Here is a 12,350-nt window from a genome sequence, read left to right as displayed (position 1 = left end):
TCAGTACTTGTAGGCCTGACGTCCGATCAGCAGCCATTTGCCTTTTTGCTTCTGCCAGACTTGGAAGTTGTCGATGTCGGTAGGCACTTCAACACCGCTGTTCACGGCCAGGGCGTGGAAGTGGTTGCGGACCAGCGCGGTGTCGCCTTGCAGGGTGATGGTCTGGTTTTGCATTTCCAGGGTCTTGAAGGCGCTGGTATGGGTTTCCAGGTCAGCGATGAATTGGTCTTTGTTCTGCACCTTGCCGCTGGAGTGGCCGTAGGTGAGCTTGTCGGCCGTCAGCGCGTGAAGTTGCTTGAGGTCCAGGTGCAGCATGGCTTGGGTCAGTTGGTCGACCGCTTGGGCCACGTCCTTTTCGGCTGGGGCAGGCGCGGCTGCGACGTAACCGGTGAACAGGCACAGAAATCCGATCAGCACTTTGACGTTTTGCATGGGTGTTTCCTTATTGTTGTTGGGGGCTGGCACGACAGCTTAAGTCGTCGTACAACCATGCAATATTTCGGGTGGGGAAGGAAAGTGAAATTTCGAAATATCTTGAAAAGATTAGACTTGAAGCCGTTATAAACCACGGGTCAACTTATACGATGTCTCAACACGCTGATCGAATCATGCCTCGCTTCCTGTGCCAGTAGCACATCGCTATGCTACTGCCGAAAACTGACACTGCCCGAGAGACAAAATGGATTTTGACTGGCACAGCGACACCCTCACCCGCGCCACTCCGGTAACCCCGCACTACAAAAACACTCAAAACGTACGCCGCTTCATGCGTGAGCACTGCGGCCCAGGGTTCAAATTCGACCGGCCGTTCATGGCCTGGATCCGCAACGAGGTGCCCAAGACCCTGGGCGACGTGGTGGAGGAGTGGCAACGCCGAAACGAGGATTCACACCCATGACACCCGACGAAAAATACCAGGCCGCCCAAGAACGCCTCGGCTACCAGCTGGACGAATTCAAAGTCGGTGGCAACTACACGCCACTGGTCCGCGACGGTCACCACCTGTACATCAGCGGCCAGATTCCCCGGGTCGGCGATGCCATCGTGCTGCCGGGCAAGGTCGGCGACAGCCTGACCCTGGCCCAGGCGCAAATCGCCGCCGGTATCAGCGCCTTGCGCTGCTTGGGGTTGCTCAAGCAGGCCTTGGGTTCGCTGGACCAGGTCAAGGCAATCCCGCGCATCACCGTTTACGTGCGCAGTGCCGAGGATTTTGATCAGCAGAGTGAAGTGGCCAACGGCGCGTCGGATTTGTTGCACGAGATTCTGGGTGCTGCCGGGGTGCATACGCGCACGTCGATTGGCGTGATGCAGTTGCCGAAATCGGCGGCGGTGGAGATCGACATGATTGCAGTGGCGCACGGCTGAGCCATCGATGCGGTAATCCAGTTGATTGCCGTGCTCCACATCGCCTGATTTGAAATACAGGCGAAAGTGTGGGAGCGGGCTTGCTCGCGAAAGTGGTGGATCAGTCAGCATAGTTGTGGCTGAAGGACCGTATTCGCGAGCAAGCCCGCTCCCACAGGTTTGACCGCGTTTAGCTGGCTGCCAGCGGTGGCGTGCGTGGCGGAACCAGGCGCTTGCTGCCGGTGGCCTCGTACGCCGAAGCAAACCGCAGCAACGCCGAATCGTCATACGCCCGCCCGGCAAAGGTCAGGCCCACTGGCATGCCGATATCCGCCATCACGCCCATCGGCACGGTGACGGTCGGCACGCCGAGGTGGCGAATGGCGAGGTTGCCGTTGGCGACCCACACGCCGTTGCTCCAGGCGATATCGGCAGAGGCTTCGTTCACATCAGCATCCGCCGGGCCTACATCAGCCACGGTCGGGAACAGCACTGCATCGAGACCGAGCGTGTCCATCCAGTCTTCCAGGTCGATGCGACGGGTTTGTTCCAGGCCGCGCAAGCCGTCGGGGACTGTGCTGATCTCGTTCCAAGGCGTGATACCGCGTTCGGCCATGCGCACGTATTCGTCCATGCCGGCGGCCAGGTCATCCTCACGGTTGGGCAGGGTGCCGGGGTCGTGGGGGAAGATCTTCGGCCCGTCCACATCCGCCAGGCGGTTGAGGGCAGGGTCGTTGTTGGCGCGCAGGAAATCATCGAAGGCCCAGGCCGACAGCTCCCACAGTTCATCGTGGAGGAACGCCTTGGAGACCAGTCCACGGGTAAACACGGTGGGTGCGCCAGGGCGGTCACCTTCGCAGTTGGACACCAGCGGGAAGTCCACATCGATCACTTCGGCACCGGCCGCAACCAAGGCCTGGCGTGCGTCGTTCCACAGGTCGATCACGCTGGCGCGAGTGTTGATCTTCTGCCCGGTGGGGCCGCCGATGCCGGGCTTTTCACTGGTGCCGGCGTCGGGGTCGGCGTTGATGTACATGCGCGGCACGCCAAAGCGTTTGCCGACGAGGGATTCGGCAGTCACGGCCAGTTCAGCGTAGGACGCCGGGCGCACCGAGGCGACGCTCGGGATCGGCACCCACGGCTGCAAACGCCACAGGTCGCCACGGGTGTCCGGGTCTTCGGCCACCACCACATCGAGCACTTCCAGCAGGTCGGCCATGGTGCGGGCGTAAGGCACTACCACGTCCATGGTCGGTGTGAGCGGCCAGTTGCCGCGCACCGAAATCACGCCACGGGACGGCGTGTAGGCACACAGGCCATTGTTGGACGCCGGGCCGCGTCCGCTGGACCAGGTCTCTTCGGCCACGCCAAACGCAGCAAAACTGGCCGCTGTCGCAGTGCCGGCGCCGTTGGATGAGCCGGAGGCAAACGGCGCCGTCAGGTAGTCGGCGTTATACGGGCTTTCGGCGCGGCCATACACACCACGCTGCATGCCGCCATTGGCCATCGGTGGCATGTTGGTCTTGCCCAGGCAGATGGCGCCGCCGCCGCGCAGGCGCTCGATGGTGAACGCGTCACGCTGGGCGACCAGTTGGGCAAACGCCGGGCTGCCGGAGGCTGCGGTCAGGCCCTTGACCAGGTAGCTGTCTTTGGCAGTGTAAGGAATGCCATCCAATGGCCCCAAGGTTTCGCCTTTGGCCCGGCGTGCATCGGACGCCTCGGCTTCTTTCAGGGCCTCGGGGTTGCGCACTACCACGGCGTTCAATGCGGTGGCGGTCTGCGGGCCGTCATAGGCGTCGATCCGCGCCAGGTAGGCGTTGACCAGTTCAACAGCCGTGGTCTGGCCGGATTCCAGCGCAGCGCGCAATTGGGCAATGGAAACTTCGGTAACTTGCATCACGTTTTTTTCGCCGCCTTCAAGTGGGGGTATGGCGGCAGTCTACGGACAGATATTTCACAAAACCAGTGCGGCATACTCCGCATAGGCGCCGCGCATCACCTGCCAGGTGGCCTCGTCCGCAGGAATCAGATGTTCGATCCGCAGGGAAGTCAGGGTGATGTCCTGGGGCATGCCAAACGTGGTGAAGGTGGACAAAAAGCTCAGTTCACCCTGACGTGAGCGCACGCGGGTCAGTACCAGCGGCAGCATGTGTGCGGGCAGTTCGGTGTTGGCCGGTGTCGGCAAACTCGACAGTAATGCGGCCAGTTCAGGATTGCCCAACGCCTCACGTGTGGCGCGCTGCCAGGCCAGTGTGCGGATCTCCTCGGCATTGCTCAGGTGATCGCCCAGGCCGCCTGGCTGCAGCAGCGTCGTCAGCAAGTTCACGCCCTCAGCGGCATCCGCCCGGATGCCCACCAATTCAAACAGCAGGCCGGTACTGGCATTCGCCGCCAGCACTTCCCACTGGCTGCCCAGCAGGATGGCAGGGGCCGGATTGTTGGCGTGCAGCACATGGCTGACGGCTTCGCGGATTGCCGCCATGGCGGGCGAGGCGAGCGGGGTGGCGGCATAACGCGGCGCATAGCCGGCGGCGAGGAAAACGCGGTTGCACTGCTCCAGCGGTGCCTCCAGCGTGGTCAACAAGTTGTGTAACGTGCCGGGACTCGGCTTGGCGCGACCGGTCTCGATGCAACTGAGGTGGCGCTGGGAAATGCCGGTGATCAGGGCCAGGTCGAGCTGGCTCAGCTTGGCGTGCCGGCGCAATTGGCGCAGTTGTTCGCCGGCAGTAGCAGGGTTGTCCATGGCGGAATCATGACCTCCGAGGTCATTGCGAGGGGCCGAACCTTATCACTAACGTGGGGCCTCTATCACGCCAAGGAAGAACCCATGAACAGTCGCTTTATCGCCCTGGCCGGTTTGCTCGGATTCTCGCTCTACACCCTGGCGACGATGCTGACGGCCGAGCAGTCGCTGTTGGCCTTTGGCCGTGAATTGATGTCGCGGCCGGACACCGCGCAAGTGGTGATCGATCTGTACCTGATGGCGCTGCTGGCGTGTGTGTGGATGTACCGGGATGCGCGGCGGCGCGGGCGCTCGGTGGTTTCGCTGCTGCCGTATTTTGTGCTGACGGCGGTTTTTGTGTCGGTGGGGCCGTTGCTTTATCTGGTGGTGAATAGGTCGCGACCGTCTTGACTTACCTGCCATTCAAACAAGGGCGAACACCGTACCTGTGGCGAGGGAGCTTGCTCCCGTTGGACTGCGTAGCAGTCCCGTTCTTTTAAACAATGAGCGGGGCCGCTTCGCAGCCCAGCGGGAGCAAGCTCCCTCGCCACATTAGGTCGAGTCGCAGGAGAATTGAGTGAGGTTTCAAGGGTTGAGAAAGGCCTGGTAGTTCTCCTTGGTGATCTGCTGATAAGGAATCGTCAGCTCAGCCGTGTACGGCTCCTTCTTCACCATCTTCACCGCCAGGTCAATCGAGCCCACCGCCTGGCCTTTATTGTCCTGGTACACCGTCACCAGTAACTGGCCCTTCTTGACCGCGTCCAACCCCGCTGGGCCGCCATCGCTGCCGGCCACCAGGATGTCCTTGCCCGGCTGCATGCCTGCCTGGCTGATCGCCATGGCCGCGCCGATCGCCATTTCATCGGCATTCGCCGCCACCGCGTCGATTTTGCGCCCGGACACGATCCAGTTGTTCATCAAGTCGATCGCCTTGTTGCGTTGCCACTCGGCGGTCTGCTCTTCGACGATCTTGATGTCGGGATACTCCTTGAGCACGCTCTTCACCCCCAGCGTGCGGTTGTGCGTGGCGTTGTTGGACAGCAGCCCGAGCATGATCGCCAGGTTGCCCTTGCCGCCCATTTTTTCGGCCAGGTAGCGCATCTGGATTTCACCGGCCTTGACCTCATCCGAGCCCACGTAGCCCACACCCGCTGGCAACTGCTGGGCATCCGGGCGGCGGTTGACGTAGACCAGCGGGGTCTGGGCTTGCTGGGCATTGGCGGTCATTTTTTGCGTGGCCGCCGTGTCCACCGGGTTGACGATAATCGCGTCCATGCCTTGGGCCGTGAAGTTCTGCACCTGGTTGAGCTGGCGCACCACGTCGCCCTGGGCGTCTTCGAATTGCAGGGTTACGCCGGGCAGTGCCTTGGCGTGGGCGGCCATGTAGTCACGCATTTGCGCGAGGAAGACATCGTCGACCTGGGCGATGCTCACGCCGATACGGATATCGGCCAGCGCCCAGGGGCTGATTGCCAGGGTAAAGAGTGCCGCAAGGACTTGCTTCTTCATGGTGGTGCTCCGTTCTTCTTGTTGTTGTTAAAACAGAGGGTTCACGCTTGGCGTTTGGCTCGCATCTGCGCCACGGCAGCGGCAAAGTCCGAAAGCGGCCAGCGTTCGTCGAGGGCTTGCTGCATCAACTGCTGCCCGGTTTGCGGGGCCAGGCCCTTCAAAGGTGGGTCGGTGTCCAGGTTAGTGGGGAAGGAATAGCCGTCGGCGGTGCAGGCAATCACGGCGTGTACGGCCTGGGCATCCAGTGCGGTGTTATCGAGCAAGGCCGGGTACACTGCGAGCATCATGCGATCGCGGTCGAGGGCTTCCATGGGTTTGCCGAATGCCGAGGAGATCTGCAGCAGGTTGGCCATGCGCTGGCGGTCCGGCGTGCGGTTGGTGCCGGCGGCATGGAACAGCGCCGGGTTGAAGAACAACAGGTCGCCCTTGTTCAGCGGCAGTTGCACGGCATGCTGCTGGAAGTAGTCGATGAACTCCGGGCGCCGCCACGCCAGATAACCCAGGGCGTATTGCTGGGAAAACGGCAGCAGTTGGGTCGGGCCGGTTTCCAGCGGCATGTCCGAGTGCGCCACCGCGCCCTGTAGCGTCAAGTATTGGGACAACAGGTGCAGGGGCAGGGGAAAGCGCTCCACCACGTCATTGGTCTGGAACCCCAAATGGTAATCACGGTGGGGCTGCTGCGCCTGGCCTCCGGGGTGCACCACGTTGACCTGGGCGGTCACCTGATAGCTCGGGCCCAGCCATGCCTCGGCGATCAAGCCCAGCAACGGGTTGGCGTAGTACTCGACAAAAGAGGCGGGCGACTCCAGCGCGGCTTTCTGCAACGAATTCCAGATGCGCCCATTGCTGCCGGCTTTGGCGAAGTGGTCGGCGGCCACCCCTTGCGCGGCCTCGTTGGCGAAAATCGCTTCGAACACCTGGCTGTGGCGGTCCACCACTTCCAGGTCTTCATAAGCCCGGCGCACCACCATCACCCCTGGCCCGTCACGGAACAGGCGGTGCAGTTCATCCATCACTGTCAAACGCTCAGCGTTGCGCAGAGTCTGGGCCTGATAGATCGGCACATTGTTCAGCACTTGCGCGCACAGCGGGTAATCCTCGGGATTGACCTGTTGCGCGCAAAGTTCGCTGAAATCCGCCAGGCGCACGGCCTTTTCAGTCACGAACACCGACATCACACACCTCCCAGCGCCTGGTTGGGCTGCGGGCTGCCGCCGTCGGTGCAACCGACCACGCCTTGCTCCAGGTCGATCACCGAGCCGGTCATCATCCCCGACTCGCGGGACAGCAGGAACGCCACGCTACGCGCCACCTCTTCGGGCTTGAGCAGGCGGCCAAACGGTTGTGCGCGTTCAGCCTTCTCCAGCCAGCCATCCTGGGCGCCGTGGTACTGGCGCTGGATATCATCTTCATGGGGCGTGTCCATCCAGCCGATATTCAGGCCATTCACGCGGATGCGGTTGCGCAGCGCGCTGAACGCCACGTTCTTGGTGAGGATCGCCAACGCGCCCTTGGACGCCGCATAGGCGCTGAGAAAGGATTGCCCGCCATGCCCGGTGACGCTCTGGATATTCACCACGGCGCCTTCCACACCGTTGCTGATCATCAGCTTCAGCGCTTCCTGCATCAGGAAGAACGGTGCCCGCACATTCACCGCCATCAGCCGATCAAACAGCTCCGGCGAGGTATCCAGAATGGTGCCGCGATCCGACATGCCGGCGCAGTTCACCAGCCCATGCAAGGTGCCGAAGTGGGTGCGCGCCGCGTCGATGATCGCCCGGCAATCCTCGACTTTTTCCAGGTCCGCCTCGACAAAAAATGCCTGGCAATCCAGCTGTGCCAGCAGCCGTACCTGTTCTTCGCCTTGGGCGCGACGGCGTCCGCAGATGATCAAGCCGGCGGCGCCGCGCTCGGCCAGGGTGCGCGCCACCGCTGCGCCAAGGCCCTGGGTGCTGCCGGTGACGACAAAATATTGGCCGCTGAACGACGTGGCGAGATCGGTGTTAGGCATGCAGTTCTCCAGGATTTTTTGTTGTTGTTCATCGCCTGGCTCGACGCCGGGCAAAACTGAGACTAGCATTGCGAAACCTCAGTAACGCCCAAAAAACACCTCAAAAACACCTCAGGCGAAACTCATGCTCGAACGCGCCAAACACTTCTCCATCAAGCAGCTCGCCACCCAGGCGGGGGTGAGCAAAGCCACGGTCGACCGTGTGCTGCATTTGCGCGGCAGCGTGCATGCCCAGACCCGGCGGCGTATTGAACAGGCGCTGGATGAGTTGGAGTCCCAGGAGAAAAACGGCCTGGCGGTGGGGCGCACTTTTCACGTTGACGTGATCATGCACACGCCCAAGCGTTTCAGCGCGGCGGTGCAGGCGGCGATTACCGCGCAACTGGGCAGCCTGGCGCCGTTCCGGATCGCCCCGCGTTTTCACCTGTTCGAAGAGATCGAGCCCCAGGCCATGCACGACCAGTTGCTGCGCTGCCTGGACACCGGCAGCCAGGGCGTGGTGCTCAAGGCGGCAGATGAGCCGGCGGTAAACCTGGCGGTCAAGCAGCTGATTGCGGCGGGCATTCCGGTGGTTACCCTGGTCACGGACCTGCCGCAAAGCGAGCGCATCGGTTACGTCGGCATGGACAACCGCACCGCCGGCCAGACCGCCGCCTACCTGATGTCGCGCTGGCTGCCGGCGCTGCCCCAGGACGTGGCGGTGGTGATCGGCAGAGAATTGTTCCGTGGCGAAGAAGAACGCGAGATGGGCTTTCGCGCCTGGCTGCGTGGGCGTGCTGCGCATTTGCGGGTTCTGGATGTCAGCGGCGGCTACGGGGTGTACGACCGCACCTTCGAGCGGGTGACCCAGGCGCTGCAACAGCATCCCGAATTGAAGGCGGTGTACAGCGTCGGCGGCGGCAACCGCGCGATTGTCGATGCCTTTGCCGCCCAGGGCCGGACGCTGGAGGTCTTTATCGGCCACGACCTCGACGAAGAAAACCGCCAACTGCTGCGCGAAGAAAAAGTCGCGGCGATCATCGATCACAACCTGCAGATCGATGCACGCCACGTGTTCCTGCACATCTTGCAGTACCACCGGCTATGGAAGGCCGGGCCGATTGCGCCCTCCCAGGTGCAGATCGTCACACCGTTCAACCTGCCGGATTAAGTACTCCCTCAAAAACAACATCAGGAGTTCGACCATGCTGAGAATCGCCGTTCTGGGTGCGGGGCGCATCGCCAAGATCCACGCCGCCAACGTCGCCGCCCACCCCCATGCCACGCTGGTACTGGTGGCCGACCCCTGGCGCGAAGGCGTCGATGCGCTGAGCACGCAATTGGGTTGCGAGGCTGCCTACGATTGCGCCGCCGTGCTGACCCGCAACGACATCGACGCGGTGGTGATCGGCACGCCTACCGACACGCATATCGACTTGCTCCTGGCGGCGGTGTCCGCAGGCAAGGCCGTGCTGTGCGAAAAACCCATCGACCTGGATATCGCCAAGGCCCGCAGCGCCGCCCAAGCCGTGGAACGCCAAGGCGGTAAGGTGATGCTCGGCTTCAATCGGCGCTTCGACCCCGACATGCTGCGCCTGCGCCAAGCCCTCGACGCCGGGCAGATCGGCGCGGTGCGCCAGGTCATCATCACCAGCCGCGACCCCGGCCTGGCGCCGCGTGACTACCTGGCCCATTCCGGCGGCATCCTGCGCGACATGACCATCCACGACTTCGACACCGCCCGCCACCTGCTCGGCGAAGAACCGGTGGAGGTCAGCGCCATCGCCAGCCGCCTGGTGGACCCGAGCCTGGCCGAGATCGACGACTACGACAGCGTAATGGTGCTGCTGCGCACCGCCTCCGGCAAGCAATGCCACATCAACTGCTGCCGCCAGGCGGTGTATGGCTACGATCAGCGCGTGGAAGTGTCCGGCGCCAACGGCGTGCTGCTCACCGACAACCACCGCCCGAGCACCTTGCGCCATTGGAGCGCCGAACACACCGAGGCGCTGGAGCCGTTGCAGCACTTTTTCCTGGAACGCTATGCGGATGCGTATCGCAATGAGCTGACGCAGTTCATCGATGCACTGAACAGCGGCAATGCACTGCCCACCAGTGTGCGCGATGGGCTGTATGCGTTGCATTTGGCGGACTGTGCGTTGGAGTCGGTGAAGACCGGGCGCAGCGTGGCGGTCAGTTACGACCTTTAGCCGTAGGAACTGGCGCCGGTCCGGTCGACCAGGCGAATGCTGTCGCGCCCGCCACGCTTGGTTTCATACAGCGTGGTATCGCCTTGCTCGATCAACGCCGTGAGGCTTGGTGGCGGCTGGTCGAACAGGGTGGCGCCGATGCTCAGGGTCACCGGCGCCGGGGTGGTGAAGGTCTGCGAGGCCAGTTGATGGAACTGGTCGCGCAGGCTGCTGCCCAGTTCGACGATCTGTTCGGTGGACGCCGGGTTCAGCAGGATCACGAATTCATCCCCGCCCAGGCGTGCGGCCAGCGCGCCTTGGGGCACCACACTACGAATCATCTCGCTCAAGGCGATCAGCAAACGGTCGCCGGCGGTGTGGCCGTAGAGGTCGTTGACCGACTTGAAGTTGTCGATGTCGATCAGCAGTAAAGCGCCGGGTTGCGCCGGCGAGACCTGGGCCAGCAGGCGCGGTGCGCGCAGGTCGAGGGCGCGGCGGTTGTACAGGGCGGTCAGTGGGTCGCGGGCAGCGAGGCGGGCGATCTGTTGTTCGCGGCGGTAGCGTTCGGAGCCGGTCATCGACAGTGCGATCAGCATGATCGCCATGGCGCCTTCCACCAGGGAAATCTGGATGATCTCGCCCTTGAACGCGGCAAGGTCGATCAAGGTGCCAGGGATCAGCACCGACAGCGCCTTGGCCACATAGAACGCGCCATGGATCAGCAGCACATAACGCAACTGCACCGCGCCGATGCTCAGGGATTTGCCGTGGGGCCGCAGCAAAAAGCTGGCGCGCAGGGTCGGCAACGCCACCAGCAGCGACTGCACCGCCAGCATGGCTTTGGACCAGGAAGGGTCGGCCGGCAGCATCAGCATGCCCAGCCAGACCACCAGCATCAGCAGCCACAGCATCGACAGCCGCGTTTGGGTGAACCGCGCCACGCCCAGCAAAAACAGGAAGTGCGCGGTGACCAGCAAGCCGTTGGCGAACCAGATGCCAATCGTCAGGTAACCATTAAGGCGCAGCAGGGCCAGGGTGGAACCGACGGTGATGGTGGCGAAACCGGCACTCCAGCACAGCAGCGAAGGTTCGCGCACGCTGCGCCATTCAACGGCCAGGTACAGGGCGGCAGCGGCTGCCAGGGCAACGGTGAGTGCCAAAATCGTAGGAGGGTCGAGCGTCATTTCTTGCCGGGTCTGCCTGGTGTGCGTTTAGAACCGGGATTGTAAGCGCACACGCAGGTTTTTCAGAGCATTCATCGTGATGGCACACGGCCAGGCGATGATCGGCAGGTCAGGCGCCCTTGGTCGAGGGCAGCAAGATCGTCAGGATGCCCACCAATGGCAGGAACGAACACAGCTTATAGACGTACTCGATACCGTGGGTATCCGCGAGCAAACCGAGCAACGCTGCGCCAATCCCGCTGAACCCGAACATCAGGCCGAAGAAGATCCCGGCGATCATGCCCACGTTACCTGGCACCAGTTCCTGGGCGTACACCACGATGGCCGAGAAGGCCGACGCGATGATGAACCCGATCACCACGCTCAACACTGCCGTCCAGAACAGGTCGACGTAGGGCAGGGCCAGGGTGAACGGCGCGGCACCCAGGATGGAGAACCAGATGACTTTCTTGCGCCCGATCTTGTCGCCGATCGGGCCGCCCGCGAAGGTGCCCACGGCCACGGCGCCGAGGAACAGGAACAGGTACATCTGCGAGCTTGCGACCGACAGCTGGAATTTTTCGATCAGGTAGAAGGTGAAGTAGCTGGTAAGGCTGGTCATGTACCAGTATTTGGAGAACACCAGCACGGCCAGCACCACCAAGGCAAAGGTCACGCGGCCTTTGGACAAACCGTGGGTGGCTTTGCCGCCTTGCTTGAGCTTGAACAGGTTGAGGTGGTGGCGATACCAGCGGCTCAGACCGTAGAGCACCAGGATGGCGAACACGGCAAACAGCCCAAACCAGGCGATATGGCTCTGACCGTAGGGAATGATGATCGCGGCCGCCAGCAAGGGGCCGAAAGCGCTGCCGGTGTTGCCACCGACCTGGAACGTCGACTGCGCCAGGCCGTAGCGACCGCCGGACGCCAGGCGCGCAACGCGGGAGGTTTCCGGGTGGAAGGTCGACGAGCCGACGCCCACCAGGCCTGCTGCAAGCAGAATCGCCGGGAACGTGCCGACAAACGCCAGCATCAGAATGCCGATCAAGGTGCAGACCATGCCCGCCGGCAGCAGCCAGGGTTTCGGGTGGCGATCGGTGTGATAGCCGATCCACGGTTGCAGCAGGGATGCAGTCAGCTGGAACGTCAGGGTGATCAGGCCCACCTGGGTGAACGACAGGCCGTAGTTGGCCTTGAGCATCGGGTAGATCGACGGCAGCACGGCCTGGATCAGGTCATTGATCAAATGCGCCAGGGCGCAGGCGCCGAGGACGCGCATGACCAAAGGGCTGGCTTGGGGTGTGGTGGTTGCAGCGGCGGGTGACGCGGTGAGGGTCGACATGCAGGCATTCCATACAAGGCAGCTAATCAGAGGCGGCAACTTCTTAAGGTCGCCATCCATTACAAAATGATTCGGCGTTCATGCTAGATTC

Annotated in this window: 13 protein-coding genes; 5 read left to right on the top strand and 8 right to left on the bottom strand. The window is 62.6% G+C overall.

What is annotated here, in order from left to right; translation table 11 throughout:
• Positions 1-432 (bottom strand): nuclear transport factor 2 family protein, encoded by a 432-nt coding sequence (locus HX823_RS23690; RefSeq protein WP_016979456.1) that lies wholly within the window; start codon positions 430-432, stop codon positions 1-3.
• Positions 433-679: 247 nt separating this feature from the next.
• Here HX823_RS23690 and HX823_RS23685 point away from each other — a divergent pair, with 247 nt between their 5' ends.
• Positions 680-898 carry a DUF6434 domain-containing protein gene (locus tag HX823_RS23685; RefSeq protein WP_038841838.1) on the top strand — a complete coding sequence of 73 codons (219 nt, stop codon included), beginning with the start codon at positions 680-682 and terminating at the stop codon, positions 896-898.
• Positions 895-1,365, top strand: a complete 471-nt coding sequence (locus HX823_RS23680) for a RidA family protein (RefSeq protein WP_038841835.1) — start codon at positions 895-897, stop codon at positions 1,363-1,365. The genes HX823_RS23685 and HX823_RS23680 overlap by 4 nt, the downstream gene beginning before the upstream one ends.
• A 169-nt stretch (positions 1,366-1,534) precedes the next feature.
• Here HX823_RS23680 and HX823_RS23675 read toward each other — a convergent pair whose 3' ends face one another.
• On the bottom strand, positions 1,535-3,244 hold the full coding sequence (locus HX823_RS23675) for an amidase (protein ID WP_177077011.1): 1,710 nt from the start codon (positions 3,242-3,244) through the stop codon (positions 1,535-1,537).
• Between the two features lie 54 nt (positions 3,245-3,298).
• The gene (locus tag HX823_RS23670) at positions 3,299-4,087 is read right to left on the bottom strand and encodes a helix-turn-helix domain-containing protein (protein ID WP_177077009.1); all 789 of its coding nucleotides are present in this window, start codon (positions 4,085-4,087) and stop codon (positions 3,299-3,301) included.
• Between the two features lie 84 nt (positions 4,088-4,171).
• Between HX823_RS23670 and HX823_RS23665 the strand changes: the two genes are divergently transcribed.
• Positions 4,172-4,477, top strand: coding sequence for a DUF2834 domain-containing protein (locus HX823_RS23665; RefSeq protein ID WP_177077008.1), 306 nt, complete (start codon positions 4,172-4,174; stop codon positions 4,475-4,477).
• 174 nt (positions 4,478-4,651) lie between these two features.
• Here HX823_RS23665 and HX823_RS23660 read toward each other — a convergent pair whose 3' ends face one another.
• From HX823_RS23660 to HX823_RS23650, 3 genes are read right to left on the bottom strand one after another with little or no spacing between them, the layout of a single operon-like run.
• Positions 4,652-5,575: a sugar ABC transporter substrate-binding protein gene (locus tag HX823_RS23660; RefSeq protein ID WP_177077006.1), complete on the bottom strand. Its 924-nt coding sequence runs from the start codon at positions 5,573-5,575 to the stop codon at positions 4,652-4,654.
• Positions 5,576-5,616: 41 nt separating this feature from the next.
• Positions 5,617-6,750, bottom strand: a complete 1,134-nt coding sequence (locus tag HX823_RS23655; RefSeq protein ID WP_177077004.1) for a phytanoyl-CoA dioxygenase family protein — start codon at positions 6,748-6,750, stop codon at positions 5,617-5,619.
• Entirely contained in the window at positions 6,750-7,586 is an 837-nt protein-coding gene (locus HX823_RS23650; protein ID WP_177077002.1) for an SDR family oxidoreductase, read from the bottom strand. The genes HX823_RS23655 and HX823_RS23650 overlap by 1 nt, the downstream gene beginning before the upstream one ends.
• Positions 7,587-7,710: 124 nt before the next feature.
• On the opposite strand from HX823_RS23650, the gene HX823_RS23645 reads away from it, so the two are divergent.
• A complete protein-coding gene (locus HX823_RS23645) occupies positions 7,711-8,736 on the top strand; it encodes a LacI family DNA-binding transcriptional regulator (RefSeq protein ID WP_177077000.1) in 1,026 nt (341 codons plus the stop codon).
• A gap of 34 nt (positions 8,737-8,770) precedes the next feature.
• Positions 8,771-9,775 (top strand): inositol 2-dehydrogenase, encoded by a 1,005-nt coding sequence (gene iolG, locus HX823_RS23640; RefSeq protein ID WP_177076998.1) that lies wholly within the window; start codon positions 8,771-8,773, stop codon positions 9,773-9,775.
• Here iolG and HX823_RS23635 read toward each other — a convergent pair.
• The gene (locus HX823_RS23635) at positions 9,772-10,938 is read right to left on the bottom strand and encodes a GGDEF domain-containing protein (RefSeq protein ID WP_177076997.1); all 1,167 of its coding nucleotides are present in this window, start codon (positions 10,936-10,938) and stop codon (positions 9,772-9,774) included. The genes iolG and HX823_RS23635 overlap by 4 nt on opposite strands.
• A 109-nt stretch (positions 10,939-11,047) precedes the next feature.
• Positions 11,048-12,259, bottom strand: coding sequence for an MFS transporter (locus tag HX823_RS23630; RefSeq protein WP_016979981.1), 1,212 nt, complete (start codon positions 12,257-12,259; stop codon positions 11,048-11,050).
• Positions 12,260-12,350 lie beyond the last annotated feature (91 nt).

It is taken from the genome of Pseudomonas sp. P7759, from assembly GCF_013386445.1.
Taxonomy (GTDB): Bacteria; Pseudomonadota; Gammaproteobacteria; order Pseudomonadales; family Pseudomonadaceae; genus Aquipseudomonas; species Aquipseudomonas azotoformans_A.
This window is presented reverse-complemented; position numbering and strand designations above follow the sequence as displayed.